We start from the raw sequence: 26,310 nt of genomic DNA on the forward strand, positions 1-26,310 counted from the left end.
GTGAAGGCATCCTGAATGACTCAGCTGGAACGGCAGCAGTGGGACGTCGTCGTGGTGGGCGCGGGCGGCGCCGGCCTCCGGGCCGCGATCGAGGCGCGTGAGCGGGGCGCCCGCACGGCGGTGATCTGCAAGTCCCTCTTCGGCAAGGCGCACACCGTGATGGCCGAGGGCGGCATCGCCGCCTCCATGGGCAACGTCAACTCCGGGGACAACTGGCAGGTCCACTTCCGCGACACCATGCGCGGCGGCAAGTTCCTCAACCAGTGGCGCATGGCGGAGCTGCACGCGCGCGAAGCACCCGATCGCGTCTGGGAGTTGGAGACCTGGGGCGCCCTGTTCGACCGCACCGCCGACGGCCGGATCTCGCAGCGCAACTTCGGCGGCCACGAGTACCCGCGCCTCGCGCACGTCGGCGACCGCACGGGCCTTGAGCTCATCCGCACCCTCCAGCAGAAGATCGTGAGCCTCCAGCAGGAGGACAAGAGGGAGTTCGGGGACTATGAGGCGCGTCTGAAGGTCTTTCAGGAGTGCACGGTGACGCGGGTGTTGAAGTCCGCTTCCGACAGCGGCTCCGGCGCGGGAGACCGCGTCTCCGGGGCGTTCTGCTACGAGCGCGAGAGCGGGCGGTTCTTCGTCCTGGAGGCGCCCGCGGTGGTCCTCGCCACCGGCGGCATCGGCAAGTCCTTCAAGGTGACCTCCAACTCGTGGGAGTACACCGGCGACGGGCACGCGCTCGCGCTGCTCGCCGGGGCGCCGCTCCTGAACATGGAGTTCGTGCAGTTCCACCCCACCGGCATGGTCTGGCCGCCGTCGGTCAAGGGCATCCTGGTCACCGAGTCGGTGCGCGGCGACGGCGGGGTGCTCAGGAACTCCGAGGGCAAGCGGTTCATGTTCGACTACGTGCCGGACGTCTTCAAGGAGAAGTACGCGGAGTCCGAGGAGGAGGGCGACCGCTGGTACGAGGATCCGGACCACAACCGGCGCCCGCCCGAGCTGCTCCCCCGCGACGAGGTCGCCCGCGCCATCAACGCCGAGGTGAAGGCGGGCCGGGGCACCCCGCACGGCGGCGTCTTCCTGGACGTGTCGACCCGGATGCCCGCCGAGGTGATCCGGCGCCGACTGCCGTCCATGTACCACCAGTTCAAGGAGCTCGCGGACGTCGACATCACGGCCGAGGCGATGGAGGTCGGGCCCACCTGCCACTACGTGATGGGCGGCATCGCGGTGGAGTCCGACACCGCGGCGGCCCGGGGGGTGCCGGGCCTCTTCGCGGCCGGTGAGGTCGCGGGCGGCATGCACGGCTCCAACCGGCTCGGCGGCAACTCGCTCTCCGACCTCCTGGTGTTCGGCCGGCGGGCCGGGCTGCACGCCGCCGAGTACGCGACCTCGCTCGCGGACCGGCCGGCCGTGGACGAGATCCAGATCGACGCGGCGGCCGCGGAGGCACTGCGCCCCTTCAGCGCCGAGGCCCCCGAGGACGGCTCGCCCGTCGAGAACCCGTACACCCTGCACCAGGAGCTCCAGCAGGCCATGAACGACCTGGTCGGCATCATCCGCAGGGAGGGCGAGATGCACCAGGCGCTGCGCAAGCTCGCCGAGCTGCGCGCGCGGGCCCGGCGGGCCGGGGTCGAGGGGCACCGCCAGTTCAACCCGGGCTGGCACCTCGCGCTCGACCTGCGCAACATGCTCCTGGTGAGCGAGTGCGTGGCTCGGGCGGCCCTGGAGCGCACCGAGAGCCGTGGCGGCCACACCCGCGAGGACTGGCCCGGCATGGACCGCTCCTGGCGCCGGGTGAACCTCCTGTGCCGGCTCGCCGACCCCACCGAGGGCCTGGCGCCGCCCGACTCCGAGCGCGGCCAGATCAGGCTGGTGCGCGAGGAGACCGACCCCGTCCGTGCCGATCTGCTCTCCCTCTTCGAGAAGGAGGAGCTGGTCAAGTACCTCGCCGAAGAGGAGCTGTACGAGTGAATACGTACGATGCGAGCTTCCGGGTCTGGCGGGGCGACACCGGCGGCGGTGAACTCACCGACTTCACGGTCGAGGTGAACGACGGCGAGGTGGTCCTCGACATCATCCACCGCCTCCAGGCGACCCAGGCCCCCGACCTCGCGGTGCGCTGGAACTGCAAGGCGGGCAAGTGCGGTTCGTGCAGCGCGGAGGTCAACGGGCGGCCGCGCCTGATGTGCATGACGCGGATGTCGACGTTCGGCCGCGAGGACGTCATCACCGTGACTCCCCTGCGCGCGTTCCCCGTGGTGCGCGATCTCGTCACGGACGTGTCGTTCAACTACGCGAAGGCGCGGGAGGTCCCGGCGTTCGTGCCGCCCAAGGGGGTGGCACCCGGCGAGTACCGGATGGCGCAGATCGACGTGGAGCGCTCGCAGGAGTTCCGCAAGTGCATCGAGTGCTTCCTGTGCCAGGACACCTGTCATGTGGTCCGCGACCACGAGGAGAACAAGGCGGCCTTCGCGGGGCCGCGCTTCCTGATGCGCGTGGCCGAGCTCGACATGCATCCGCTGGACGCCGCCGCCGAGACCGGCCTCGACCGCAAGCGGACCGCGCAGGACGAGCACGGGCTCGGCTACTGCAACATCACCAAGTGCTGCACGGAGGTCTGCCCCGAGCACATCAAGATCACCGACAATGCGCTCATCCCGCTGAAGGAGCGGGCGGTGGACCGCAAGTACGACCCGCTGGTGTGGCTCGGCAACAAGATCCGGCGGCGCGACTCCTGACGCCCGGGGGCGGCCGACAACAGGATTGACCACAACGATCTCTGACGTTGCGTCAGCTCCAGCCCCTGCGGTAGGCCGCCCAGTCGTCCGCGCGCTCCGCGAAGTCGACGTACAGGGCGACGCCGAAGTTCTGCCGGTGGCGGTCGGTGCGGGCGAGACCGAGGCGGGCTCCTCGCACGGCCGCCTCCACGGTCTCGGCGGAGCCGTGATGGGTCATGCTCTCGTCGTCGTAGAACGGAAGGCCCATGAGCAAGTCGGTCCGCTTCGGCGTGACTTGGAGGGCGAGGGCGGTCTGCCGGGCGACATAGCCGCCGTACAGGCTCTGCACGGGCATGGCCGTGTCGTACGACATCACGGCGATCTGGTCGACGCGGCGGGCCACTTGGCCGAAGTAGGCCTGCGACCACCACTTGCCGTGCCCGGTGAGGCCGTCGGCGGCCGTGTGCAGCGCGGGCAGCGGGTCTATCTGGTGCGCGGCCACGGACAGCAGGGCGCCGCGCGGCCGGGTGAGGGCGTGCAGCGAGTCGAGCAGGGCGAGGTAGTCCCGGTCGCCCGAGGGCAGCGGTTCCAGGTCGAAGTGGACGCCGTCGAAGCGGGCCCGGTCGAGCACCTGCCGGGCGCTGGTGACGACCGCCGCGCGGGTGGCGTCGTCGTCGAGCCGCAGCCCGACGGGCCCCTCGCTCGCCAACTCGTCGCCCAGCCACGCCTGTACGCGTACGTTCGGCAGCCTGCGGTGCACGCCCGCGACCAGCCGGCCGGCCCCGGGATAGCGAGCGGCGGGCAGCGTGCCGTCGTGGTCGAGCGGTCCGGTGTGCACGAAGAGGTCCTTGATCCCGCTGCCGCGCACCTTGGCCGCGAAGGCGTCGAGGTCCTTGTCGCTCTTGCGGCCGTCGACCCAGGCATGGCCCAGCCAGTACGCGTCGTGGCCCCGGCTCCTGGTGTCCTCGCCGGGGACGCCCGCGTACTGGGCGCGCAGCGCCGTTCCGGCGGCCGCGACCAGCACGACGACGGTGAGCGTGGCGGCCAGCAGGGCGCGGCGCGTCCAGCGCCCCCCGCGTCCGCGCCACCACGTACGTATCCCGCCCACTCCGTGCCCCTCCCCCTGCGGTGCCAAGCTCCCCAGCCTAGCCGTGCCCCGCACGGGGCTCCGCCCCGGCGGGACGGGATACGGGTGCGGGATACAGCGGCGCTTTCCGGTCGCCGGTGGCCTGATTCGAGCCTACGCTCGCACCATGACGCAGCCCGCTTCGACCATCGACCTGGTGCTGCCGGTGGCCGTGGTCGTGGTGGCGGGCGCATCGGCCGCGTACGCGGCCCTCAAACGCAGGCGGCGCGCCCACACCCGCACCACCCCGGCCGGGACGGCCCGGCCGCACCGGCACGGCTAGCCCGGTCAGAACATGCTCAGGAGCTGCTCCTCCGTCAGCTCCGGCGGAGCCGACTCCCCGTCCGGCAGGGCCAGTTCGAACCAGACCGTCTTGCCGCGCGGGGTGCGGCGGGCGCCCCAGGCGGCACTGAGCAGGCCCACGAGCTGGAGGCCGCGGCCGCCCTCGTCCGTGTCGCGGGCGCGGCGGCGCCGGGGCTGGACCAGGCCCGCGTCCCACACCTCGCAGACCAGCGTGCGGTCGCGCAGCAGGCGGAGCCGTATCTCGCCGTCCCCGTAGCGCAGCGCGTTGGTGACGAGCTCGCTGACCAGGAGCTCGGTCGTGTCGACGAGGCCGCCGAGGTCCCAGGCGAGCAGCTGGGTGCGGGCGAGTTCACGGGCCCGGCCCACCGAGCGGGGTTCGCGCGGCAGCCGCCAGTCGCCGACCGCGTCCGTGGGCAGACCCTGGATGCGGGCGAGGAGCAGCGCGATGTCGTCCTCGCCGTGCCGGGTGTCGAGCGAGCCGAGCACCTGGTCGCAGACGTCCTCAAGGGGCCGGTCCGGGTCGGTGAGGGTCTTGCGGAAGGCGTTGAGGCCCTCGTCCAGGGGGTGGTCGCGGGACTCGACGAGGCCGTCGGTGTAGAGGGCGAGCAGCGCGCCCTCGGGCAGATCGACCTCGACCTCCTCGAAGGGCTCGCCGCCGACGCCGAGCGGCAGCCCCGGCGGCACGTCGAGCAGCATCGCGGGCTCTCCCGGGTCGTCGCCCGGCTCCACCAGGACGGGCGGCAGGTGCCCGGCGTTGGCGAACGTACAGCGGCGGGTGACCGGGTCGTAGACCGCGTACACACAGGTCGCGAGGTAGACCTCGCCGAGGTCGGCGTCGCGGGACTTGTGGGAGACGCGGGAGGCCTGCTGGCTGCCGCCGGGGGCACCGAGGCCCCGGGCGATCTCGTCGAGGTGCGAGAGGACTTCGGCGGGCTCCAGGTCGAGCAGCGCCAACGTCCGCACGGCGGTGCGCAGTTCACCCATGGCGACGGCGGCGCGCAGACCGCGTCCCATCACGTCGCCGATGACCAGCGCGGTGCGGTGTCCCGGCAGTTCTATGACGTCGAACCAGTCGCCGCCGACCTCGGACTCGGCGCTGCCGGGCAGATAGCGGCAGGCGATGTCGAGCCCGGCGGCCTCCGGGTCGCCGGGCGGCAGCAGGGAGCGCTGGAGGATCAGCGCGCGCTCGTGCTCCCTGCGGTAGAGGCGGGCGTTGTCGATGCAGACCGCGGCGCGCGAGGCGAGCTCGGTGGCCAGCGCCCGGTCGCGCTCGCCGAACGGCTCGCTGCCCTTGGCGCGGGCGAACTGCACGAGCCCGACGACGGTGTCGTGGGCCACCATCGGCACGGCGAGGATGGTGTGCACGAGCCCGCCGTCGGCGCCGCGCACGGTGTGCACGCGCGCGGTGCGCAGGGCGCTCGCGTACGGGGAGTGGAACCGGTAGCGGTGGACGTCGCCCACGCCCACCTCCCCCTCGCCGCCGGCCAGCGGCCCGTCGGAGACGGCACTGGCGAAGGCGACCCGGCGCAGTTCGCCGCGGCCGTCGGAGGACCCGGCGGCGGGGTCGTCGCCGGCCAGCAGCGCCTGGTAGAGGTCGACGGAGGCCAGGTCGCAGAAGCCGGGGACGGTGATGTCGAGGAGTTCGCGGGCGGTGGTCTCCAGGTCGAGGGAGTTGCCCATGCGGGCGCCCGCCTCGTTCAGGAGGGCGAGGTTGCGGCGGGCGTCGGCGGCCTCGCGGGCGGCGTTGTGGCGGCGGGTCACATCGATGCCGAGCCCGGCGACGCCGATCGGCCGGCCGGTGCCGCTGTGGACGCGGTAGAGGTTGATCGCCCAGTGCCGGCGGTCGGAGCCGCCGGGCGCCGAGCCGACTATCTGGAGGTCGGTGACGGACTCCCCGGTTTCCAGGACCCGTCGCAGCGCCGCCGCCATCCGGTCGGCCTCGGGGCGGCTGAGGTAGTCGTGCACGGTGTGGCCGCGGTGCTCGTCGGGGTCGCCGCCGAAGACGGTGGCGAACCTCCGGTTGGCCCGCAGCACCGTGAGATCCGTGCCGAACAGCAGGAAGCCATAGGGAGATTGACCAAAAATGGCCTGCGATGCGGCGAGGTCGGTCTCGATGCCGCGCAGAGCGCGTACGTCCACGACGATACAGAGGGCCGCGCGTTCGTCGGCGGCCGTACGGCTCGGCATGACGTACAGCTCGGCCAGGCCCTCGGCCCGTTCGCCGCCGTCGGGCGACGGCATGCGGAACGGGACGACGCCCGTCCACTCCTTGCCGTCCAGGATCTCGGTGACCCGGCGGTGGCCGCGCGGACGCAGCTCGGGAGGCATGAACGCCTCGACTGGGTCGCGCCCGATCACGTCGGCCCCGGCCAGGCCGAACTGCTCCTCGGCCCGCAGGCTCCACTGCTCGATCAGTCCGTCCGGCCCGATCGAGAACGAGGCGACGCGGATGTAGTCATAGATCGAGCCAGGCGGACTGCTCTGCCACACGACATCGCCAGCCGTCTCAGGTATCTCGCTCACGCGACCGTCCCCTCCAGCTCACCGCACCGGACCGGCCTTGACCGCAGTATTCAGCACTACGGCCCCAGCCGACACGGCGTTCACGATCACATCCCGGTCTCGTTCTTTTCCAGCCGTTGTCGACCGGTCCCGTCAGGGGCTTGTGATCGTCCGTCCCTCCCTCCTTCTAACCATGCAGAGCCAGCTCGAACCACACGGTCTTGCCCGTTCTGCCACGACGGGTCCCCCAGCGCCGGGCGGAACAGGCCACGAGCTGCATGCCCCGGCCCCCTTCGTCGTCGATTCCGGCGGTGCGTTCGACGGGCGGATCCGGAAGGGGATCGGACACCTCCACCAACAGGGTGGCGTCGTCGAGCCGGTCGAGCCGGACCCCGATGGGCCCGTCCGCGTACCGCAGGGAGTTGGTGACCAGCTCGCTGACCAGGAGTACCGCCACGTCGACGGTCCCGTGGTCGAGCTCCCAGCCGCGCAGGGCGTCCCGGACGGCGTGCCTGGCGGTCCGTACGGCCCCCGGTTCAGCAGGGAAGGTCCACTCGGCACACTCGCCCGAGGTGTCGATCACGCCGATCACCCGCATCCGATGGTTCGGGGGGTTTGAAAACGATTAATAGGCACATACCCGGTATTTGGTACGTCCTATCCCCAACTGGGGCGGATGGCGGCACTAACGGCCCAACAATCCCAGGATGCGCATGGCTTCGGCGACCGCCGGGCGGTCCTGCGGGAGCCAGTCGACGGCGTCGGCCTCCTCGGGGGCGAGCCAGCGCAGTTCGTCGTGGTCCTGGAGCGGGCGGGCCTCGCCGTCGAGCAGTCTCGCGGTCCAGGCGTGCAGCACGAGGCCGGGCTTGAGGGGCCACTCCCCCGCGATCCGCTCCAGCGGCTCGGTCTCGATGCCGAGTTCCTCGCGGAGTTCGCGCACGAGGGCCTGCTCGGGGCTCTCGCCCGGCTCCACTTTGCCGCCGGGCAGTTCCCAGCGGCCGGCCAGCTCGGGCGGGGCGCTGCGGCGGGCGGCGAGCAGGCGCCCGCGGTCGTACACGGCTCCGGCCACCACCACGGTCTCGTCCATGCGCCGGAGCGTAACGCGCGGGCGCCGCGCGGCCCGCATCGTCCCCGCCCGGGCCACCGCCGGGGGGCGGGCGGGCTACTGCTGGGCGGGGGCGCCGATCCGCTCGACCCAGTAGAGCTGCTTGTGGCCGCGGTCGTCGAGGCTGTCCGCGATGCGCTGCGCCTCGGCCTGCGTGGCGTACTTGCCGACGCGGTACTGGTTGCCGTTGTCGTCCTGACGTATCACCAGCCAGGTGAGCACAGCACCACTGTCGTTCATCGCATCCCTCCCGGCATCGGCGTGCAGGTCAGTAAGCATCCGCAGGAAACCGCAATCCGCATATGCCCGAGCCTACGCCTGACCTTTACTCAGCGGATACGTGTTTACACAAAGAGATACGAATTCGGTCATCGGCCCCACATGCGAAAGGGGGCGCACCCCGTGGGTGCGCCCCCTTGGCCCTCCGGTCCGGAGGTGTTACTTCACGGGCAGGTGGTACGCGATCCGATAGCGGTCGGCCGGGACCACCACGTCGGCCGTCTCGACGGCGAGGCCCGAGGCGTAATAGGTGCGTTCGATGACGAGGACGGCATGGCCGGGGACCCCGCCGAGCGCCAGGAGCTCCTCCGCGAGCCCCGGGCGCGCACCCACCTCCTCGACCACGTTGTCCACCACGATGTCGATCGCGGCCATCCGCTCGACCACCCCGCAGCCGCCGAGCGGCCCCTCCTCGGGCAGCATCACCGGGCTGCGGCCGGTGACCGACAGCGGCTCCCAGGAGGTGGACAGCATCATCTGCTCGCCCGCGTCACGGAACACGTACCGCGTGCGCATCACGCGGTCGCCGGCGTCGATGCCGAGGCGCTTGGCGATCTCGGGGGTCGCCTCCTCCTGCTCGCTGCGCGACTCCCAGGTCCCGCGCGCGGCCTCCTCGGCCTGCTCCTGGCGGAAGGGGCTCGCGCCCTTCGTGGGCCGGTAGCCGGAGCGGGCGACGCGGCGCGGCACCGGGCGCTCGCGCACATAGGTGCCGGAGCCGGAACGGCCCTCGACCAGGCCCTCCGCCATCAGTACTTTGCGGGCCTCCAGGGCCACCGTGTCCGAAACCCCGTACTCCTCACGGATCCTGGCCTGCGAGGGGAGGCGGGTGTGCGGCGGCAGCGAACCACTCACGATCTTCTGCCTCAGATCGCTGGCTACACGCAGATAGGCCGGCTGCTCACCGAATGTCACGGGCCACTCCCATCAGGTTGACAGACTGCAACAGCGTGGCAACCGTGGGTTGGCGACCGCAAGCAAAGGCCAAACATTCACTCGAAGTGATTAAGCGCCTTTACCCAGGGCGTACCCGCGGTACAGCGGGTAGCTTCTGCCCTTCCCGGGACCCTCTCAGACGCTTTTGGAACCGTCGCTTCCGGAACTGCCGGAGCCCCCGGACCCGCCGGAGCCACCACCGCCCCCGCTCCCGCCGGTTCCGCCCGTCCCGCCGCCCGGGCCGTCGTCGGTGGAGGGCGGGGTGGTCGCGAGGCCGAGCGCGCCGCGTGCGGTGATCTCGGTCGACTGCTTCATCGCCTTGTCCGCAGCCCCGGAGTGGAGGTAGAAGGAGTCGGCGTCCAGCGAGGACGCCGCCTTCAGCCACTCCTGCTCCGCCGTCCTCATCCCGTCGATGTACGGCCGCACGGAAGGCGAGAGCCGGGACGGCCAGCTGTGCGCGGTCAGCAGGTCGGCGTCCGCCCCCATGGTCCCGGACACCTTCGCCGCCCATTTCTGGAACGCGGGCAGGTCGTCCTCGACCCGGTCCTCGTCGGGGGCCTCGGCCATCACGCGGTCGACGCTGTTGACCGCGTCCAGGAACGCGAGCTGGTCGGCGTCGAGCGTGGTGGCGTCGTTGCGGAGCGACCCCTGGAGCTTGCCGCCCTCCGAGGCGAACGCACACGTGACGGTGTGGTCGCCGAGGCCCCAGCTCTTCGGGCTCGGCGTGTAGTAGTAGGGCCCGGCCTCGGCCGGCACCTTCCACCGGTCCATCGCGTACGCCTGCTCGACGTCCCAGCACCGCTTGTCGGCCTGACTCGAAATGGCGCTCTCACCCGGGTAGGAGGTGCCGGCGAGCCGGAACGAGCCGGACACCTCGGCGTCGTGCTTGCCGGAGCACGGCACGATCCTCACCGAGACGACCTCCCGCTCCAGCTTGCCGCCCGGCACGTCGAAGCAGTCGCCCTTGTGCAGGTCGAGGGTGTCGCGCGAGCTGACGGAGCTGTTCCAGCCGTCCTTGAAGTCCCGCCAGCCGCCGCTGAGTCCGCCCGTCACGATCGAGAGCACCAGCAGGATCGTGCCGATGGCCGAGAGCACGCCACCGGCGACCGCCATGCCCTTGCCGCGCAGGCCCTTCCTCTTGATCTGCCGGAGCGCGAACGCGCCCAGGACCAGACCGAGCGGGGGCACACAGCACAGGATCCCGGCGACCAGCGAGCCCACGGCGAGCCCGCTCACCGGCGGTCGCTGCGGCGCCACCGGATACGGGTACCAGGGGCCGCCGTTCATCGGCTGCCCCGGATACGGCCCGGGCACCTGGTTCGGACCGGGCTGCCCCCCGGGCACCTGATGAGGTGCCGGCCAGCCGTACCCCTGCCCCGGTCGCGGCTGCTGAGGCTGCCCGGGCGCGGGCGGCGGCGGTATCTCCACGGGTACGGTGCTCCTCGTCGAACTGCTGCGAACTGTTGCGCGAATGCGCATCGTACGCGGGCCCGCTACCCGCCCGGCGCCGCCCGCACGAGGGTGCGCGGCCCGGCCCCCGTGTCGTGGAGGTCCCTCAGCATCGGCTCCGCCTCGCGGGCCGCGCGCAGGCGCTCGGGCAGGAGGTCGGCCAGGACGAGTTCCTCGTCGGCGGGGCCCCCCTCGGCGACCACGCGGCCGTCCGGCCCCCAGATCGCGCTGGCCCCGCAGGCGCGCCAACCGCCGGTCACCCCGACGTGGTTGGCGAGTACCGCGTACACCGTGTTGTCGAAGGCCCGTGCCGGGAACCAGATCCGCGACTCGTGGTGGCCGCCGCCCTCGCCGAACAGGGCGCCCACGACGTACGCGTGGCAGCCGTCGAGGGCCGCCGCGCGGGCGTGCTCGGGGAAGCCGGAGTCGTAGCAGATCCCCAACCCGAGCCGCCAGGAGCCGACTTGGAGGGTGGCGCCGGCGCTGCCGTGGCGGTAGAGCGCGCGCTCGCTCTTGAACAGGGTCTGCTTGTCGTAGCGTCCGACGACGCCCGTTCCGCCGACGGCCAGCGCGGACACGTACAGCTCGCCGCCGTCGCGCACCGCCGCTCCGACCAGCGCGGTGACCCCGCTCGCCCGGCAGGCCTCGGCGACGGGGGCGAGCCGGGGGTCGTCCGGGCTCACGGCGCAGCGCTCGGGATCCGCGCGGATCAGGCCGGGCTCGTAGCCGCTGAGGAACTTCTCGGGGAAGACGACGACGGCCGCCCCGGCGTCGGCGGCGGCCCGTACCAGACGCGCGGCGGCGGCCGCGTTGGCCTCGACGTCTCCCGGGACGGACCGCGTCTGCGCGGCGGCGATGCGCAGAGGGGCGTCGGGGAGGGGGAAGGTGGTGGTGTTCACGGGCCTCGATCCTATCGGCGGGTCCCGGAAGTTCCCTGGTCAGGGCCCCTTTGGCCGGGGCGTCGGCACCGTCCGTAATCGCTTGAAATGCGGCGTGTGTCCCTCCGTGCCACGCTGGTCGAGGCCCGGAGGAGCCGTGGGAATCGCCCCGGCTTCCCGCCCCTCACACCCCCGTAGGAGTGAAGCCAGATGGGCATCAAGGACCAGTTCCAGGACAAGGCGCGCGACCTTCAGAACAAGGCCAAGGACGCCATGGGCGACCAGCAGGACGAGGCGTCGGAGCGTATGCGCCAGGCCCAGGACAAGGGCCGGGGCGAGACCCAGCAGGCCCAGCAGGAGGCTCAGGACCGCTTCGACCAGGACTACGACGCCTGACGCGACGCGCTCCCAGACGGAAGCGGCGCACCCGCGGCACCGGGTGCGCCGTTTTCGCGCGCCCTCGACAGCGGTACGGGCCGCCCGTCAGGCCCTCGTCAGGTCCCGGGCCCATCATGGGCACCGCCTATGCGGAGTCACGGGTCTTGGGGGCCACATGGTCTGGATACAGCGCGTCGCACCGAGGCCGCTCGCGGCACGGCGGGTGGTCTGCTTCCCGCACGCCGGGGGGTCGCCGTACTTCTTCCAGCAGTGGGGCAGGGCGCTCGACGGGTTCGAGGTGTACGCCGTGTGCTACCCGGGCCGGGCCGAGCGGATGGCGGAGCCGCCCGCCGGTCAACTGGTGCCGATGGCCCGGGACATCGCCCGCGAGGCGGCCCGGTCGATGGCCGGGGACGGCCGGCCCACCGTGTTCTTCGGCCACAGCATGGCGCGATCGTCGCCTACGAGACGGCCGCCGCCCTGGCACACGAAGGCGTCGCGCTCGACCACCTCTTCGCCTCCGGCGCCCGGGCCCCGCATCTGATGCGGCCCGATCCGGACGCGCGGTGGGACGACACGTCCGTCGCCGCCACGCTCATGGAGCTCGGCGGCACCGACGCCGAACTCCTGGACAACCCCGCCTTCGTGGAGTTCGTACTGCCCTACATCGGGGCCGACTTCAGGATGCTCTCCTCGTACGCGCCGTCCCCGTACGGCCCGTTGGAGTGCGCCGTGACCGCCCTTGTCGGCGCGGACGACCCCCGGGTGACCCGCCGGCAGGCGTCCGCCTGGCGGGAGTCGACCCGGGGTCCGTTCGCGGTGCGCACCCTGCCGGGCGACCACTTCTATCTGGCCCAGAACCCGCCCTTCCACCTCATCGGGGGCTCCGCGACCGGGAGTTGACCCGGCCGCGCTCGCGGTACATCCGGGCGAGGCGGAACGCCAGGTCCAGGGACTGGGTGTGGTTGAGCCGGGGGTCGCACGCCGTCTCGTAGCGGTGGTGCAGCTCCTCGGCGAGCACCGCGTTGCCGCCGCCCACGCACTCGGTGACGTCGTCGCCGGTGAGCTCCACATGGATGCCGCCCGGGTGGCTGCCCAGCGCGTCGTGCACCTCCACGAAGCCGCGCACCTCGTCCAGGATCGCGTCGAAGCGGCGGGTCTTGTGCCCGCTCGCGGCGGTGATGGTGTTGCCGTGCATCGGGTCGCTGACCCAGCAGACCTGGGCCCCCTCCGCGTGCACCTTCTCCACCAGGGTGGGCAGTACGTCGCGGATGCGTTCGGCGCCGGCCCGCACCACGAACGTGAGCCGCCCCGGCTCGCGCTCCGGGTCGAGGCGGTTCAGCAGCCCGAGGACGGTGTCGGGGCCCGCGGTCGGGCCGAGCTTGACCGCGATGGGGTTGGCGATGCGCGAGAAGTACTCGATGTGCGCCCCGTCCAGGTCCCGGGTCCGCTCGCCGATCCACAGCAGATGGGCGCTGGTGGCGTACGAGCGGCCCGACTCCGCCTCGGTGCGGGTCAGCGCGGCCTCGTAGTCCAGGAGCAGCCCCTCGTGGCCGACGAAGAACTCGGCGGTGCCCAGCTCCCGGGTGTCCACTCCGCACGCCCTCATGAAGGCGAGGCTGCGGTCGATCTCGTCGGCCAGCTCCTCGTACTGCTCCCCGACGTGCGAGTCGGCCACGAACCCCCGGTTCCAGGCGTGCACTTGGTTGAGGTCGGCGAAGCCGCCGGTGGTCAGGGCGCGCACCAGGTTGAGGGTGGTGGTCGAGGCCTCGTACATCGTGCGCAGCCGCGCGGGATCGGGGCGGCGGGAGGCGGCGGTGAACTCCAGGCCGTTGACCGCGTCGCCCCGGTAGGACGGCAGGCTCACGCCGTCCCGGACCTCCTGGTCCTGGGAGCGCGGTTTGGCGTACTGCCCGGCCATCCGGCCGATCTTGACGACCGGGAGGGCGGTGGCGTGGGTCAGCACGACGGCCATCTGCAACAGGGTCCTGAGCTTGCCGTGGATGCCGTCGGTCGTGGTGCCCGCGAACGTCTCGGCGCAGTCGCCCCCTTGCAGCAGCACCGCCTCGCCCCGGGCCACCGCGGCCATCCGCCGACGCAGCAGATCGCATTCGGCGGCGAAGACCAGTGGCGGCGCGTGCTCCAACGCGCCCGTCACGGACCGCAGTTCGGCGGGGTCGGGCCAGGCCGGCTGCTGGGCTGCCGGCCGGGTGCGCCAGGAGGTGGCGGCGGTATCGGCGGAAGGGTTCATTTCGGTGTCCCAGATGCTGTTTCTCATTACTGCCTCCGGTACGGGCGGACAGGGAGGGAGAGCGGCGGGGCGAATACGGAAAGCGAGCTGGGCCGGCCCGTACCGGGCCGGGCCGATAACAGGTCAGCCCAATCGGGCCGCCCGGTCAAGCGAATCCCCAGTGGTCCGTATCGGGCGCGGCCGATTGGTCTGGCACCGATGACGGGACCGCTGATTTGCTGATCCCGGCCCAGTGGTCCGCATCGACAGAAAGACCCAACACCACCCCAGACAAGAGGAGTTCACCATGCCGGGATTCAGCACCATCGGTGTGCGGGTCACCGATACGGCGCTGCCGCACCACGACCCTCTCGATTTGTACGTCCGGCTGCGCGAAAGCCTCGACGCCGATGACGTATTCCTCTTCGAAAGCGTGGACGGCGCCGACCAGGACCGGCGCTGGGCCGTCGTCGGCTTCGGCCGGCTCGCCGAGATCCGGGTGCACGACGGGTATCTGGAGATCGACGGGGCCGCGCGGATCGCCGAGGCGCTGGCCGGGCGGGCCGGGGCGGCCGGGATGACGGACCACACGGTGGCGGACGGGACGCACCGCCTCGGCTTCGGCTCGGCCGGACAGATGTGGGAGCTGCTCTCCGGTGCGCAGGCCCTGTTCGACGTCACGACGGAGGTCCCGGCGACGGCGTACGCCTTCGGCTTCCTGACGACGTTCGCGTACGAGTCGGCCTGGCACATGGAGACGCTGCCCCGGCGCACCAAGGCGGCCGAAGGCCCCGACATCACGCTCACGCTCTTCCGGGACACCGTCTGGTACGACCTGGTCGACGGCGGGGTGCGCCAACTGGCGGCGGAGAGCCCGGAGTTCACCGACCGGCCGCGGCGCGCGGACGCCTCCTTGGCCGCGGGGTTCGCCTGGGGTGCGGGGCACGAGGGCGCGGTCGTCGCCGTGCCGGAGGCGCCCGCGCCGCTCTCGGTGCGCGACAGCGTGAGCCGCGAGACCTTCCTCGGCTGGGCCGAGCGGTGCCTTGAACACATCCGGGTCGGTGACATCTACCAGATCCAGATCGGCCACCGCATCGACGTGCGGACCGAGTTGACGCCCGTCGACGTCTACCGGAGGCTGCGCGGCCGCAACCCGTCGCCGTACATGTATCTGATGCCGCGCGCCGGACGCACCCTCATCGGGGCCAGCCCCGAGCTGTTCTACCGGATCGAGGGCGACGAGATCACGATGCGGCCCATCGCGGGCACCGCGCGGCGCGGCCCGGACGCCGAGGAGAACCAGCGCCGCGTCAAGGAGATGCGCGAGAGCACCAAGGAGCAGGCCGAGCACATCATGCTGGTCGACCTGTGCCGCAACGACATCGGGCGGGTGACGCGGCCCAGCACCCAGCCGGTGGACCGGCTGATGGCGGTGGAGACGTACTCGCACGTCTTCCACCTCGTCTCGACGGTCACCGGCCGTCTGGAGCCGGACGTCGACACCTGGCGGGCGCTGCGCGCCACGTTCCCGGCCGGCACCATGACGGGCGCCCCCAAGGTGCGTGCCATGGAGATCATCGACGCCCTGGAGCAGGAGCGGCGCGGCAGTTACGCGGGCGCGGTGGGCCTGGTCGACGTGCGCGGCTGGAGCGAGCTGGCGCTGACCATCCGCACCGTCGAGTACGACGGCGAGACCTACTCCACGCAGAGCTCGGCGGGCATGGTGGCGCAGTCGGAGCCCGAGTCGGAGTGGCGCGAGACCCTGGCGAAGATGGGCGCCGCCTACTGGGCGCTGACCGGTGAGGAGCTGTCGTCATGAGGGAAGCCGGAGCACGTGGAGGAGCGGAGGACGGGGCCGGCATGAAGGTGCTGCTGATCGACGCGTACGACAGTTTCGTGCACATCATCGACCAGTACCTGCGCACCCTCGGGGCGCGGACGGAGGTCGTGCGGTCCCTGACGCTCTCGCCCGACGAGCTGGCCGCCCGCGAGCCCGACGCGGTGGTGCTGGGGCCCGGGCCCGGCCATCCCGCGCGGTCCGGGCACGTGGAGCTCGTGCACCGGTTCGCGGGGCGGGTGCCGCTGCTCGGGGTGTGCCTGGGCCACCAGGCGATCGCGCTCGCCCACGGCGGCCGGATCGAGGTCGCGGAGCAGGTCATGCACGGGCGGACCAGCACGGTCCGGCACGACGGGGCCGGCCTCTTCGAGGGGCTCGGCCACACCCTGGAGGTGACCCGCTACCACTCGCTGATCGTGGCGGAGCCGCTGCCCGGCGAGCTGGTCTCCACGGCCGTCGCCGTCGACCACGGCTATCTGATGGGCCTGCGCCACCGCACCCTGCCGGTCGAGGGCGTGCAGTTCCACCCGGAGTCCATCACCACCACCGGCGGCCTCACCATGCTGGACAACTTCCTTGGCCTGGCTGAGCGTTGGCGATCGGATTCCGGTCTCGTACGGACCTGACCCCGCCCGGCGCTCCTGGCTCAGGGCCGGGCGGCGGCGGCCAGCTCGCGGACGGCCTCGGCCACCCCGGAACGCGGCAGGTGGGCGTGGCCGACCACCAGGGCCGGGGCGCTGCGGCCGGGCCCCGCGTGGAAGGCGGCGGCGCCGCGCAGCAGCACCGAGCGGCGCAGCGCCCGCGCCACCAGGGCCGCCTCGTCGGTGCCCCGGGGCAGTCGCAGATAGGCGTGCAGCCCGGCGCCCCGGCCGAGCACCGCGGCCCCGGGCAGATGCTTGCGCACGGCCTCCTCCAGGGCCTCGCGGCGGCTGCGGGCAAGGGAGTTGAGGCGGCGCAGATGCCGGTCGAAGAGGCCGGTGCGCAGCAGTTCGGCGAAGGCGAGCTGGGTGAGCGTCTCGGTGCCGAGGTCCTGCCGGGCGCGGGCCCGCATGAGCAGGTCGAGCACGGGCGCGGGTGCCGCGAGCCAGCCGAGGCGGAGCCCGGGGGCCAGCGACTTGCTGGCGGTGCCCGCGTAGACGACGCGCTCGGGGTCGGTGCGCTGCAACGCGAGCGGCCGGGCGCCGCGTTCGTACCACAGGCCCCCGTCGTAGTCGTCCTCGACGATCCAGCCGTCCACCGCGCGGGCCCAGCGGGCCAGCGCCTCGCGGCGGCGCGCGGAGAGCGTCACGCCGGTCGGGAACTGGTGGGCGGGGGTGACCAGGACGGCACGCGCACCGGACGCGGCGAGCGCCTCGACGTCGATGCCCTCGGCGTCGACCGGCACCGGCACCGCCCGCAGCCCGCTCTCGCGCACGAACTGGCGCTGGCCGGGGTGGCCCGGGTCCTCGATGGCGAGCGCGCCGATGCCGAGCCGGGGCAGTACGGCACACATCAGACCGAGCGTCTGGGCGAAGCCCGCCACCACCATCAGGCGGTCGGGCGCGGTGCGCACGCCCCTCAACCGGCCGAGGTACCGGGCGAGTTCGAGCCTCAGGTCCGCCTCGCCCGCGAGCGAGGGGTAGTCGTGGTCGGCCGGGTCCGCTCGGTAGAGCACCCGCTGGTAGCAGCCGAGCCACTCGCGGCGGGGAAAGGCCGGGATGTTGCCGCCGCTGGGCCGCAGGTCCCAGCGGACCGGCGCGGGCGGCGCCCCGAGGTGCGGGCCGTCGTCCCGTGGCTCGTCGAGCAGCGCGGGCACCACGGCCTGCTCGGCGCCGAGGTGGCGCACGACGCGGGTCCCGGCGCCCTGGACCGCCTCCAGGTACCCCTCGGCGACGAGCTGGCCGTACGCCTCCACGACCACGCTGCGCGAGACGTCGAGATCGTCGGCGAGCCGCCGGCTGGAGGGCAGCCGCGTTCCGGGATGCAGAATTCCCTGGGCTATCTCCCGCTTGATGAAATCCTGGATCTGCGAGGTCAGGGAATTCGAGGAGTCCCTGACCACCTCCACCGCCATGTGCAGGGCCACCGGACCCTCCCCCTTTACGAATTGGACCGCATATCTCGCCGGACAGTGGTCTGGAGGGCGCTTTGCGCGCCTCCCAGAATGGATCGCACACACTTCCGTTGGCGCCGTTCGAGGAGATTCCCCGTGACTGCAGAGCCGCAGGGTCGTACCTGGCCGGAATTGCTCAACTCCCTTCTTGATCGAAAGGACTTGAGCACCGAGGAATGCGCCTGGGCCATGGACCGGGTGATGTCGGGAAACGTCGGGGCGGCCTCGCTCGCCGCGTTCGTGGTGGCCCTGCGTGCCAAGGGCGAGACCGCGGGCGAGATCGAGGGCCTGGTGGGATCCATGCGCCGGCACGCCGTGCCGCTGCGGGTGTCCGGGCCCACGCTCGACATCGTCGGCACCGGCGGCGACGGCTCGAACAGTGTGAACGTGTCCACCATGTCGGCGGTCGTGGCGGCCGCCGCGGGCGCCCGGGTGGTCAAGCACGGCAACCGCTCGGCGTCCTCGGCCTGCGGCTCCGCCGATGTGCTCGAAGAGCTGGGCGTGGCGTTGAACCTGGAGCCCGAGGTGGTCGCCACGGTCGCCGAGGAGACGGGCATCACCTTCTGCTTCGCCTCGGTCTTCCACCCGGCGATGCGGCACGCGGCCGCGCCCCGCCGGGAGATCGGGGTGCGGACCGTCTTCAACGCGCTGGGCCCGATCGCCAACCCGGCCGACCCCACCGCACAGGCCATCGGCGTCGCGGACGAGCGGCTCGGGCCGCTGCTCGCCGAGGTGCTCGCCCGGCGCGGGGTGTCGGCGCTGGTCTTCCGGGGCGACGACGGGATGGACGAGCTGACGGTCACCACTACCTCCACCATCTGGTCGGTCCACGGCCGCGAGGTCCGGACCGAGTCGTTCGACCCGCGTGACCTCGGCATCGCCCCCGCCTCCCCCGACGCCCTGCGCGGCGGGGACCGGGCGCACAACGCGCGGGTGGCCCGGGAGACCTTCGCGGGGACGCGCGGTCCGGTCAGGGACGCCGTCCTGCTCTCGGCCGCAGCGGGCCTCGCGGCCCTGCGCCCGAGCGGGCGGCCCGTCACCGAGCGCCTCGCCGAGGGCCTGACACGGGCCGCCGCCGCGATCGACTCGGGGGCCGCGACCGCGCTCCTGGAGCGCTGGACGGCGGTGACCGCCAAGTACGCGGCCCACGGCTGAGGGCGGTCAGCCGGCGGCGGGCGCGCGCCGGCCCGCCGCCACCAGGGCGGCGACGGCGGCGCCCGGACTCCCGCCGGTCACCAGCGCCTCGCCGACCAGCACGGCATCCGCCCCGTGGGAGGCATACGCGATCACGTCGGCAGGGCCGCGCACACCGGACTCGGCGACGCGCACCACACCCTCGGGAACCGCAGGGGCGAGGCGCGCGAAGGTGGTGCGGTCGACGTCGAGGGTGCGCAGGTCGCGGGCGTTGACCCCGACGACACGGGCCCCGGCCCGCAGCGCCCGCTCCACCTCGGCCTCGTCGTGCGCCTCGACCAGCGGGGTCAGTCCGATCCCGACGGCCAGGGCGTGCAGATCGCTCAGCGTGGGCTGGTCGAGGGCCGCCACGACGAGCAGTACGAGCTCGGCGCCGTACGCCCGCGCCTCCCACACCTGGTACGGGTCGACGACGAAGTCCTTGCGCAGCAAAGGGAGTTGGACGCGCTCGGCCACCGCTTCCAGGTCGGCGAGCGAGCCGCCGAAGCGGCGCCCCTCGGTGAGCACGCTGACCGCGACGGCGCCTCCCGCCTCGTAGGCGGCGGCGAGCGCGGCCGGGTCGGCGATGGGGGCGAGCGCGCCCTTGGAGGGGCTCGCCCGCTTCACCTCGGCGACGACCCGTACGCCGTCGTCGCCGCGCAGCAGCGCCGCGCAGTCCCGCGCGGGCCCCCGCGCCTCGGCGAGACGTCTCAACTCGGCTTTCGGGAACCTCCGTTGGCGTACGACGAGGTCCGCGCGGGCTCCCTCGACCAGCTCGTCCAGGGTGTTCATGCGGCCGGGCTCCCGGTCAGCTGGGCGAAGACGTCGTCCAGGGTCGGGCGGCGCAGGGCGAAGTCGGAGACGGCGATGCCCGCCTTGCGCAGCGCGACCGCCACGTCCGCGACGTCGCCGAGCCCGTCGTCGAGCAGGATGGACACCCGGCCCTTCTCCGTGTCCACCGTCGGCGCCGTGGTCAGTGCCGAGCCGAGCGCGGCGAGCACCGCGCCGACGTCGGAGGGCGAGGGAACCGTCAGCTCCAGGCGCTCTCCGCCCACTTTGCGCTTCAGTTCGTCGGGGGTGCCGTCCGCGATGACCCGGCCGGAGTCCACGACCACGATCTGGTCGGCCAGGACGTCGGCCTCCTCCAGGTACTGGGTGGTCAGGAGCAGCGTCACGCCGCCGTCCACCAGCTCCCTGACCAGGCCCCACAGGGCGATCCGGCTCACCGGGTCGAGGCCTGTGGTCGGCTCGTCGAGGAACAGGACGGGCGGCGAGGTGATCAGACAGCTGGCGAGGTCGAGCCGTCGGCGCATGCCGCCGGAGTAGGTGTGGGTGGGGCGGTGTGCCGCGGCCGCCAGGTCGAAGCGCTCCAGGAGTTCGTCGGCCCGCCGTCGCGCGGCCCGGCCGCCCAGGTGCAGCAGCTTCCCGAGCAGCACCAGGTTCTCGTGCCCGGTGAGCACCTCGTCCACGGCCGCGTACTGGCCGGCCAGGCCGATCCGCCGGCGCACCTCGGCGGGCCTGCGCACCACGTCGAAGCCGGCCACCTCGGCGTGGCCGCCGTCCGGCGGCACGAGCGTGGTGAGCACCTGCACGGTGGTCGTCTTGCCCGCGCCGTTGGGTCCGAGCAGGCCGAGCACCGTGCCCGCCCGGACGCTCAGGTCGATTCCGGAGAGCGCCTCGACGCCCCGGTACTTCTTGCGGATGCCCTCCGCCCGGATGGCCATCTCCACGTCAGCCGCCCCGTTCCCTCAGCGCGCCGGGTCTTGGGCCGGCTCCCGCAGGCTGCGCGGGCGCATGTCCGTCCAGTGCTGTTCCACATAGGCGAGGGCGGTGTCGTGCGGGCTCTCTTCCAGCACCACCGTCCAGCCGGGCGGCGTGGCCGCGAACGCGGGCCACAGGCTGTACTGCGCCTCGTCGTTCACCAGCACCCGGAAGGAACCGTCCTGGTCGTCGAAGGGGTTCGCCATGTCATCGCTTCCGTTCTCTCGTGGTCCCGGCCGTCAGCCGCGGACGGCCCGGCCGAGCCGGACCGGCAGGCTCGTGTATCCGTACACGAAGTTGGAGTAGAGGGTCTTGGGGGTGCCGAGGATCTCGATGTCCCCGGCCTTGTCGCGCAGCGCGGCGAGCATCGCCGAGACGTGCGTACGCCCCAGGAACGCGCCCAGGCAGAAGTGCGGCCCGTGCCCGAAGGCGACGTGCTTGTTGGGGGTGCGGGCCAGGTCGAAGCGCTCGGGGTCGACGAAGACGTCCTCGTCGAAGTTGGCGGCGCTGTTCCACAGGGTGACCACGTCACCGGCGGCGATGGTGCGGCCGCCGAGCTCCACGTCGGTCAGGGCGCGCCGGCCGAAGTGCATCGCCGGGGTGGTCCAGCGCAGCACCTCCTCGGTGGCGGTGTCCAGGTCGGCGCCGGCGCGCAGGGCCGCCCACTGTCCGGGGTGCTCGGCGAGGGCGAGCACGGCGCCGACCGACGACATGCGGCTGGACTCGTCGCCGCCGAGGATCAGGCTGTAGCAGTTGAAGACGATCTCGTCCTCGCTCAGCGGCCGGCCGTCGACGAGGCCGGTGGCCAGGGCGCTGAGCACGTCGTCGCCGGGGTGGCGGCGGCGTTCGGCGGCGAGCGCGGAGAAGTACAGCAGGATCTCGTTGCGGGCCAGCCACTCCTCCTCGGCGCCGTGCTCGGAGCTGGTCCGCGACAGCGTCTGGGTGTTCCAGTGGACCAGCTGTTCGCGGTCCTCGGCCGGGATGCCCATGAGGTCGCCGATGGTGTTGATCGGGATGTGGTCGGCGAGGTCGGTGACGAAGTCGAAGGAGCCGCGCTCCAGGGCCTCGTCGAGCAGGGCGTCGGTGCGCCGCTTCACCCCCTCGACGACGGGCGCGAGGACCCGGGGCGAGAAGGACTTGAGCATCAGGTTGCGGATGTCGCGGTGGCGCGGCCCGTCGGTGACGGCGAGCATCTTGCCGGACGCCGAGTCCTGGCCCTGGAGCAGGGTGGCCAGGACGTTGCCGCGCTCGGAGGTGAACCGCTTGTTGTCGCGGTACACGGCGAGCACGTCGGCGTGCCGCGAGAGCACCCAGAACGGCGGCGCCGCCCCGGTCGCGGGGTGCAGGTGTACGGGCCGCTCGGCGCGGAACCGGGCCCACATGGCCCGCAGGTCGGTTCCGGCGAAGGTCGCCGGGTCGGTGAGGTCGATCCGGTCCAGGTCTGTTGCGGTGGACATGGCCTGTGCCATGACGTCTCCCCTTGGATGCGGTCAAGTGCCGTGTACTGAGGGCGAGTTGGCGAATGAGCTCAGTGGGCCGCGGTGCGGTAGCGCCGCAGGCTCAGGAGCACGGTGAGGACGAAGACGACGCCGAGGGACACCGCGAGGGCGAGGGTGGCGTGTTCGGTGGGGAAGCTCCCGCCGGTGGCCGTGGGGTTGCCCCAGAGCCTGCGGGTCTGGGTGACCACCGCGCTGACCGGGTTCCACTCGGCCACCGCGCGCAGCCCCGCCGGCAGCCGGTCCACGGACTGGAAGGCGTTGGAGAGGAACGAGAACAGCACGGTCACCAGGCCCGCCACCACGTTGATCGTCTCCAGGTTGCGGGAGAACAGGCCGAGCAGCACACCGACCCAGAGCATGGCGTACATGAACAGGGCGAGCAGGCCGAACCCGGCGAGGACGGCGAGCGGGCCGTTGTCGGGCCGCCAGCCGAAGAGCACGCCGAGCACGGTGACCACGGCCAGGCCGATCAGTCCGACGGCCAGGTCCCCGAGGGTGTGCCCGATGAGGACCGCGGGGCGCGCTATCGGCAGGGAGCGGAACCGGGCGACGAGTCCGCCGCGCAGGTCCTCGGCGACGGCCACCGCGGTCGGCCCGATGCCGGCCAGACCGGCCTGGGCCGCGACCCCGGCGAAGATGTACTCCTGGTAGCCGCCGCCTCCGGTGACCGAGAGGGAGCCCTGGAAGAGGTAGCCGAGCACGACCATCGACACCAGCGGGTTCATGATGATCCCGATCAGGCGTCCGGGTGCCCTGCGCAGCCGGCGCAGCCTGCGGCCCGCCACGGCGAGCGACTCCACGGCCAGCGCGAGCGGTGGCGCGGGCCTGCGTATCTGAACCAGCGTCACCATGTCCGCTCGCCCTCCTCGGGTGCGTTGTCGTCGGCCGACGGCCGTGCGGGGGTGCCCGGGAGCCGGTCGAGCGCGGCGTCGACGACGCGTCCGACGACGGCCTGCGGGCCGGGGTGCATCAGGTATTCGTGGCCGCAGTCGATGCGGTGGATCCGCAGCTCGCCGTCCACATGGGCCTTCCATCGGCCGGTCAGCCCGTCGGCCTCGTCGGGCGCGTACTCCCGGGTGGCGAGCAGCAGGTGCATGTCGCCGGTGAAGCGTCCGGGAGTGAACCGCTCCATCAGTTCGCCGTGCGTCCGGGCCAGCCGGAGCAGCCGGGGCACCCCTTCCTCGCCGAGTTCGGCGAGCGGGTGGTCGGTCCGGCGCAGCGCGTCCAGGAGTTCGGCCGGGGTGACGGGCCGCCCGTCGAACTCGGCGCGGCTGTGGCCGAGCGCTTCGAGGGCGCGCAGCAGCAGCTCGCGGTCGTCCCGTTCGCCTTCGTCCCGTGCGGTCCGGCCCGGGTAGCCGTCGAGGTTGGCGAGGAAGTCGACCTCCTCGCCCGCCTGTTGGAGCTGTACGGCGATCTCGTGGGCGAGCACGCCTCCGTAGGACCAGCCGAGCAGCCGGTACGGGCCGTGCGGCCGCAGCCGCCTGATGTGCCCGATGTACTCGGCGGCCACGGCCGCGATGCCGGTCGGCATGGGACTGGCGCCGCCGACGGCCGTGGACTGGAGGCCGTAGAGCGGGTGGCGCCGGTCGAGGTGTCCGGCGAGCCCGACGTAGGGGAGGCTGAAGCCGAGTCCGCTGTGGACGAGGAAGAGCGGCGGGGCGTCGCCGCCGGGCCGGATCGGCAGGACGGGCGCGAAGGGGTCGAGCAGGCCGTCCGTGCCCTGGCCCGCCTTCTCGGTGCGGACGGCGAGTTCGGCCACCGTGCGGTGCAGGACCACATCGGCGACGCTGAACCGCAGCCCGGCCGTCTGCGCCCGGCTGACCAGGCGGACCGCGAGCAGGGAGTGGCCGCCGAGGTCGAAGAAGCTGTCGTCCACGCCGACCCGGTCGAGCCCGAGGACCTGTGCGAACAGGGCGCACAGCGCCTCCTCGACCGGGTCCCTGGGTTCCCGCGAGGACACGGTGGCCGCGAAGTCGGGGGCGGGCAGCGCCCGCCGGTCGACCTTTCCGCTGGGCGACAGCGGCAGCGCGTCGAGCTCCACGACGAGCGGCACCATGTACTCCGGCAGCGAGCGGGCCACGAACTCCCGCAGCACCCCGGCGTCCACCCCCTCGGGACCGGCGGCGACCACGTACGCCACGAGGACGCCACCACGGCCGCCGTCCGAGCGTGCGACGACCACGGCCCGGCCGACCGAGGGGTGGGCGAGGAGCACGGTCTCGACCTCACCCGGCTCCACCCGGAAGCCGCGCACCTTGACCTGTTCGTCGGCGCGGCCCACGAACACCAGCCGCCCGTCCGGGGTTTGGCGCACCACGTCGCCGGTCCGGTACATGCGGGCCCCGGCGGGCCCGAACGGGCAGGCCACGAACCGCGCCGCGGTCAGGTCCGGCCGGCGCACATAGCCCCGGGCCAGCCCCGCGCCCGTGATGTACAGCTCGCCCGCGACCCCGGCGGGCACCGGGCGCAGCCCCTCGTCGAGGACGAGCACTCCCGTGTTCCACACCGGGCGGCCGAGCGTGACGGCCTCGCCCGGGGCGAGTTCGGCGGCGGTCGACCAGATGGTCGTCTCGGTCGGACCGTAGAGGTTGGTGACCTGTGCGGCGTGCCGCGTCAGGGTCTCGGCGAGGGACTGCGGGACCGCCTCGCCGCCGACGAGGACGCGCAGCCCCCGCACGGCCTCCGGGTCGCGCAGCGCCAGCTCCTGCCACAGGGCGGGGGTGGCCTGCATGACGGTGACTCCGGCGCCCTCGATGAGCGCGGTCAGGGCGGCCGGGTCCAGGACCACCCCGTCCTGGCCGACGACGACCGCGGCCCCGGAGAGCAGCGGGACGTAGAGCTCCAGGCCCGCGATGTCGAAGGACCAGGTGGTGACGGCGAGCAGCCGGTCGGCGGAGCCCATCGGGAAGCGCTCGCACATCGAGAGCAGGAAGTTGAGCAGATTGCGGTGCTCGATCATGACGCCCTTGGGCCGTCCCGTGGAGCCCGAGGTGTAGAGCACGTACGCGGGGTGGCCGGGCAGCAGCGGCGCGGCCCGGTCGCCGTCGCCGAGGTCGGCCCCGCTGCGCACGGCCAGTGCCGTGCCGGTCGCGGGGTCGTCCAGGACGAGCCGTGGCACGCCCGTGTCGGGCAGGGTCTCGCCGGTGGCCGTGTCGGTCACCAGGAGCGCGGGGTGCGCGTCGCCCAGGATCAGCGCGATGCGCTCGCCGGGGTGGGCGGGGTCGACGGGCAGGTAGGCGGCCCCCGACTTCAGGACCGCGAGCAGCGCCACCACCATCGCCTCGGTGCGCGGCAGGGCGAGCGCCACCAGACGCTCGGGTCCCGCCCCGCGTGCGACCAGCTCGCGCGCCAGCCGGTTGGCCCGCTCGTTCACCTCCCGGTACGACAGCTCCGTACCGCCCGCTACCACCGCCACCGCGTCCGGCGTCCGCGCCGCCTGGCCCTGGAACTCCTGCGGGAGCGTGCTCGCGGGCAGCGGCCGCGCGGTGTCGTTCCACTCGACGAGGGCCCGGTGACGCTCGCCCTCGTCGAGCACCTCGATCGCGCCGACCGTCAACTCCGGCTGTTCCGCGACCTGTTCGAGCAGACGCACGAGTCGCCGCGCCATCGAGTCCACGGTGGATTCGTCGAAGACGTCGGCGCTGTACTCGACGAAGCCTTCGAGGCCGCCGTCCGCGCCGTCCTCCTCCAGGACGTTGAAGGTCAGGTCGAGCTTGGCCGCGTCGGCGGGGATGTGCTCCGGCACGGCGCGCAGGCCGGCCATCCGCAGCTCGGGGCGTTCGTTGTTCTGGAGGATCAGCATCACCTGGAACAGCGGATTGCGTCCCATCGACCGCTCCGGATCGACGACCTCCACCAACCGCTCGAACGGCACATCCTGATGCGCGTACGCCGCAAGAGCCGTCTCCCGCGCCCGACCCACCAGACCCCGGAACGACGGATCACCCGACACATCGGTACGCAACACCAACGTATTGGTGAAGCACCCCACCAACTCATCCAGCGAAGCATCCAACCGACCCGCCACCGGCGAACCGATCGGAACATCCAC

At 72.7% G+C, this 26,310-nt stretch carries 23 protein-coding genes and 1 pseudogene; 8 read left to right on the forward strand and 16 right to left on the reverse strand.

What is annotated here, in order from left to right; genetic code table 11:
- Nucleotides 1-15: 15 nt before the first annotated feature.
- Together ACFYZA_RS30055 and ACFYZA_RS30060 are read left to right on the forward strand one after the other, a co-directional pair.
- Nucleotides 16-1,968, forward strand: a complete 1,953-nt coding sequence (locus ACFYZA_RS30055; RefSeq protein WP_388493758.1) for a fumarate reductase/succinate dehydrogenase flavoprotein subunit — start codon at nucleotides 16-18, stop codon at nucleotides 1,966-1,968.
- Nucleotides 1,965-2,735, forward strand: a complete 771-nt coding sequence (locus tag ACFYZA_RS30060) for a succinate dehydrogenase/fumarate reductase iron-sulfur subunit (RefSeq protein ID WP_382595397.1) — start codon at nucleotides 1,965-1,967, stop codon at nucleotides 2,733-2,735. The genes ACFYZA_RS30055 and ACFYZA_RS30060 overlap by 4 nt, the downstream gene beginning before the upstream one ends.
- 52 nt (nucleotides 2,736-2,787) lie before the next feature.
- Here ACFYZA_RS30060 and ACFYZA_RS30065 read toward each other — a convergent pair whose 3' ends face one another.
- On the reverse strand, nucleotides 2,788-3,849 hold the full coding sequence (locus ACFYZA_RS30065; RefSeq protein ID WP_388493760.1) for a glycosyl hydrolase family 18 protein: 1,062 nt from the start codon (nucleotides 3,847-3,849) through the stop codon (nucleotides 2,788-2,790).
- A 118-nt stretch (nucleotides 3,850-3,967) separates the two neighbouring features.
- Here ACFYZA_RS30065 and ACFYZA_RS30070 point away from each other — a divergent pair, with 118 nt between their 5' ends.
- A complete protein-coding gene (locus tag ACFYZA_RS30070; protein WP_382595391.1) occupies nucleotides 3,968-4,123 on the forward strand; it encodes a hypothetical protein in 156 nt (51 codons plus the stop codon).
- A gap of 5 nt (nucleotides 4,124-4,128) precedes the next feature.
- Here the strand turns inward: ACFYZA_RS30070 and ACFYZA_RS30075 are convergent, their stop codons facing one another.
- From ACFYZA_RS30075 to ACFYZA_RS30105, 7 genes are all read right to left on the reverse strand, one after another.
- Nucleotides 4,129-6,666, reverse strand: coding sequence for a SpoIIE family protein phosphatase (locus ACFYZA_RS30075; RefSeq protein WP_382595388.1), 2,538 nt, complete (start codon nucleotides 6,664-6,666; stop codon nucleotides 4,129-4,131).
- A 166-nt stretch (nucleotides 6,667-6,832) separates the two neighbouring features.
- On the reverse strand, nucleotides 6,833-7,237 hold the full coding sequence (locus tag ACFYZA_RS30080; protein WP_382595385.1) for an ATP-binding protein: 405 nt from the start codon (nucleotides 7,235-7,237) through the stop codon (nucleotides 6,833-6,835).
- 93 nt (nucleotides 7,238-7,330) lie between these two features.
- Nucleotides 7,331-7,732: a (deoxy)nucleoside triphosphate pyrophosphohydrolase gene (locus ACFYZA_RS30085; protein WP_388493763.1), complete on the reverse strand. Its 402-nt coding sequence runs from the start codon at nucleotides 7,730-7,732 to the stop codon at nucleotides 7,331-7,333.
- A gap of 75 nt (nucleotides 7,733-7,807) precedes the next feature.
- A complete protein-coding gene (locus ACFYZA_RS30090) occupies nucleotides 7,808-7,990 on the reverse strand; it encodes a hypothetical protein (protein WP_100574889.1) in 183 nt (60 codons plus the stop codon).
- Between the two features lie 198 nt (nucleotides 7,991-8,188).
- Entirely contained in the window at nucleotides 8,189-8,941 is a 753-nt protein-coding gene (locus ACFYZA_RS30095; protein ID WP_382595377.1) for a GntR family transcriptional regulator, read from the reverse strand.
- 156 nt (nucleotides 8,942-9,097) lie between these two features.
- Nucleotides 9,098-10,219 (reverse strand): DUF4190 domain-containing protein, encoded by a 1,122-nt coding sequence (locus tag ACFYZA_RS30100; protein WP_388493764.1) that lies wholly within the window; start codon nucleotides 10,217-10,219, stop codon nucleotides 9,098-9,100.
- A 236-nt stretch (nucleotides 10,220-10,455) separates the two neighbouring features.
- On the reverse strand, nucleotides 10,456-11,310 hold the full coding sequence (locus ACFYZA_RS30105; protein ID WP_388493766.1) for a carbon-nitrogen hydrolase family protein: 855 nt from the start codon (nucleotides 11,308-11,310) through the stop codon (nucleotides 10,456-10,458).
- Nucleotides 11,311-11,499: 189 nt separating this feature from the next.
- Between ACFYZA_RS30105 and ACFYZA_RS30110 the strand changes: the two genes are divergently transcribed.
- Together ACFYZA_RS30110 and ACFYZA_RS30115 are read left to right on the forward strand one after the other, a co-directional pair.
- Nucleotides 11,500-11,685 (forward strand): hypothetical protein, encoded by a 186-nt coding sequence (locus tag ACFYZA_RS30110; RefSeq protein WP_382595368.1) that lies wholly within the window; start codon nucleotides 11,500-11,502, stop codon nucleotides 11,683-11,685.
- 157 nt (nucleotides 11,686-11,842) lie between these two features.
- Nucleotides 11,843-12,570: pseudogene (locus ACFYZA_RS30115) on the forward strand (thioesterase II family protein).
- On the opposite strand, the gene ACFYZA_RS30120 reads toward ACFYZA_RS30115, so the two are convergent.
- A complete protein-coding gene (locus tag ACFYZA_RS30120; RefSeq protein ID WP_388493793.1) occupies nucleotides 12,542-13,918 on the reverse strand; it encodes a class II 3-deoxy-7-phosphoheptulonate synthase in 1,377 nt (458 codons plus the stop codon). The pseudogene ACFYZA_RS30115 and the gene ACFYZA_RS30120 overlap by 29 nt on opposite strands.
- Nucleotides 13,919-14,204: 286 nt before the next feature.
- On the opposite strand from ACFYZA_RS30120, the gene ACFYZA_RS30125 reads away from it, so the two are divergent.
- Both ACFYZA_RS30125 and ACFYZA_RS30130 read left to right on the forward strand, forming a co-directional pair.
- Entirely contained in the window at nucleotides 14,205-15,716 is a 1,512-nt protein-coding gene (locus tag ACFYZA_RS30125; protein WP_388493768.1) for an anthranilate synthase component I family protein, read from the forward strand.
- Nucleotides 15,717-15,757: 41 nt separating this feature from the next.
- A complete protein-coding gene (locus ACFYZA_RS30130) occupies nucleotides 15,758-16,360 on the forward strand; it encodes an anthranilate synthase component II (protein ID WP_382595516.1) in 603 nt (200 codons plus the stop codon).
- A gap of 20 nt (nucleotides 16,361-16,380) precedes the next feature.
- Here the strand turns inward: ACFYZA_RS30130 and ACFYZA_RS30135 are convergent, their stop codons facing one another.
- Complete coding sequence (locus ACFYZA_RS30135) at nucleotides 16,381-17,799, reverse strand: PLP-dependent aminotransferase family protein (RefSeq protein ID WP_388493770.1); 1,419 nt, start codon at nucleotides 17,797-17,799, stop codon at nucleotides 16,381-16,383.
- A 78-nt stretch (nucleotides 17,800-17,877) separates the two neighbouring features.
- On the opposite strand from ACFYZA_RS30135, the gene trpD reads away from it, so the two are divergent.
- Entirely contained in the window at nucleotides 17,878-18,981 is a 1,104-nt protein-coding gene (trpD, locus tag ACFYZA_RS30140; RefSeq protein ID WP_388493771.1) for an anthranilate phosphoribosyltransferase, read from the forward strand.
- A 6-nt stretch (nucleotides 18,982-18,987) separates the two neighbouring features.
- On the opposite strand, the gene trpC is transcribed toward trpD, so the two are convergent.
- From trpC to ACFYZA_RS30170, 6 genes are read right to left on the reverse strand one after another with little or no spacing between them, the layout of a single operon-like run.
- Complete coding sequence (gene trpC / locus ACFYZA_RS30145) at nucleotides 18,988-19,791, reverse strand: indole-3-glycerol phosphate synthase TrpC (RefSeq protein WP_388493773.1); 804 nt, start codon at nucleotides 19,789-19,791, stop codon at nucleotides 18,988-18,990.
- Complete coding sequence (locus ACFYZA_RS30150; RefSeq protein WP_382595513.1) at nucleotides 19,788-20,723, reverse strand: ATP-binding cassette domain-containing protein; 936 nt, start codon at nucleotides 20,721-20,723, stop codon at nucleotides 19,788-19,790. Before ACFYZA_RS30150 ends, trpC begins: the two co-directional genes overlap by 4 nt.
- 24 nt (nucleotides 20,724-20,747) lie before the next feature.
- A complete protein-coding gene (locus ACFYZA_RS30155; RefSeq protein ID WP_382595350.1) occupies nucleotides 20,748-20,966 on the reverse strand; it encodes an MbtH family protein in 219 nt (72 codons plus the stop codon).
- A 33-nt stretch (nucleotides 20,967-20,999) separates the two neighbouring features.
- Entirely contained in the window at nucleotides 21,000-22,229 is a 1,230-nt protein-coding gene (locus ACFYZA_RS30160) for a cytochrome P450 (RefSeq protein ID WP_382595346.1), read from the reverse strand.
- Between the two features lie 59 nt (nucleotides 22,230-22,288).
- Nucleotides 22,289-23,110: an ABC transporter permease gene (locus ACFYZA_RS30165; protein ID WP_382595343.1), complete on the reverse strand. Its 822-nt coding sequence runs from the start codon at nucleotides 23,108-23,110 to the stop codon at nucleotides 22,289-22,291.
- Nucleotides 23,104-26,310, reverse strand: a complete 3,207-nt coding sequence (locus ACFYZA_RS30170) for an amino acid adenylation domain-containing protein (protein ID WP_388493775.1) — start codon at nucleotides 26,308-26,310, stop codon at nucleotides 23,104-23,106. The genes ACFYZA_RS30165 and ACFYZA_RS30170 overlap by 7 nt, the downstream gene beginning before the upstream one ends.

This window comes from Streptomyces sp. NPDC001828 (assembly GCF_042892175.1).
GTDB lineage: Bacteria > Actinomycetota > Actinomycetes > Streptomycetales > Streptomycetaceae > Streptomyces.

What these genes read in the sequence shown, in the direction of transcription:
- ACFYZA_RS30155 (WP_382595350.1), bottom strand. Translation starts at nt 20,966, where the DNA reads ATGGCGAACCCCTTCGACGACCAGGACGGTTCCTTCCGGGTGCTGGTG.
- ACFYZA_RS30090 (WP_100574889.1), bottom strand. Translation starts at nt 7,990, where the DNA reads ATGAACGACAGTGGTGCTGTGCTCACCTGGCTGGTGATACGTCAGGAC.
- ACFYZA_RS30130 (WP_382595516.1), top strand. Translation starts at nt 15,758, where the DNA reads ATGAAGGTGCTGCTGATCGACGCGTACGACAGTTTCGTGCACATCATC.
- trpC (WP_388493773.1), bottom strand. Translation starts at nt 19,791, where the DNA reads ATGAACACCCTGGACGAGCTGGTCGAGGGAGCCCGCGCGGACCTCGTC.
- trpD (WP_388493771.1), top strand. Translation starts at nt 17,878, where the DNA reads ATGGATCGCACACACTTCCGTTGGCGCCGTTCGAGGAGATTCCCCGTG.
- ACFYZA_RS30110 (WP_382595368.1), top strand. Translation starts at nt 11,500, where the DNA reads ATGGGCATCAAGGACCAGTTCCAGGACAAGGCGCGCGACCTTCAGAAC.
- ACFYZA_RS30085 (WP_388493763.1), bottom strand. Translation starts at nt 7,732, where the DNA reads ATGGACGAGACCGTGGTGGTGGCCGGAGCCGTGTACGACCGCGGGCGC.
- ACFYZA_RS30070 (WP_382595391.1), top strand. Translation starts at nt 3,968, where the DNA reads ATGACGCAGCCCGCTTCGACCATCGACCTGGTGCTGCCGGTGGCCGTG.
- ACFYZA_RS30055 (WP_388493758.1), top strand. Translation starts at nt 16, where the DNA reads ATGACTCAGCTGGAACGGCAGCAGTGGGACGTCGTCGTGGTGGGCGCG.
- ACFYZA_RS30160 (WP_382595346.1), bottom strand. Translation starts at nt 22,229, where the DNA reads ATGGCACAGGCCATGTCCACCGCAACAGACCTGGACCGGATCGACCTC.
- ACFYZA_RS30165 (WP_382595343.1), bottom strand. Translation starts at nt 23,110, where the DNA reads ATGGTGACGCTGGTTCAGATACGCAGGCCCGCGCCACCGCTCGCGCTG.
- ACFYZA_RS30125 (WP_388493768.1), top strand. Translation starts at nt 14,205, where the DNA reads ATGCCGGGATTCAGCACCATCGGTGTGCGGGTCACCGATACGGCGCTG.
- ACFYZA_RS30150 (WP_382595513.1), bottom strand. Translation starts at nt 20,723, where the DNA reads ATGGCCATCCGGGCGGAGGGCATCCGCAAGAAGTACCGGGGCGTCGAG.
- ACFYZA_RS30120 (WP_388493793.1), bottom strand. Translation starts at nt 13,918, where the DNA reads ATGAACCCTTCCGCCGATACCGCCGCCACCTCCTGGCGCACCCGGCCG.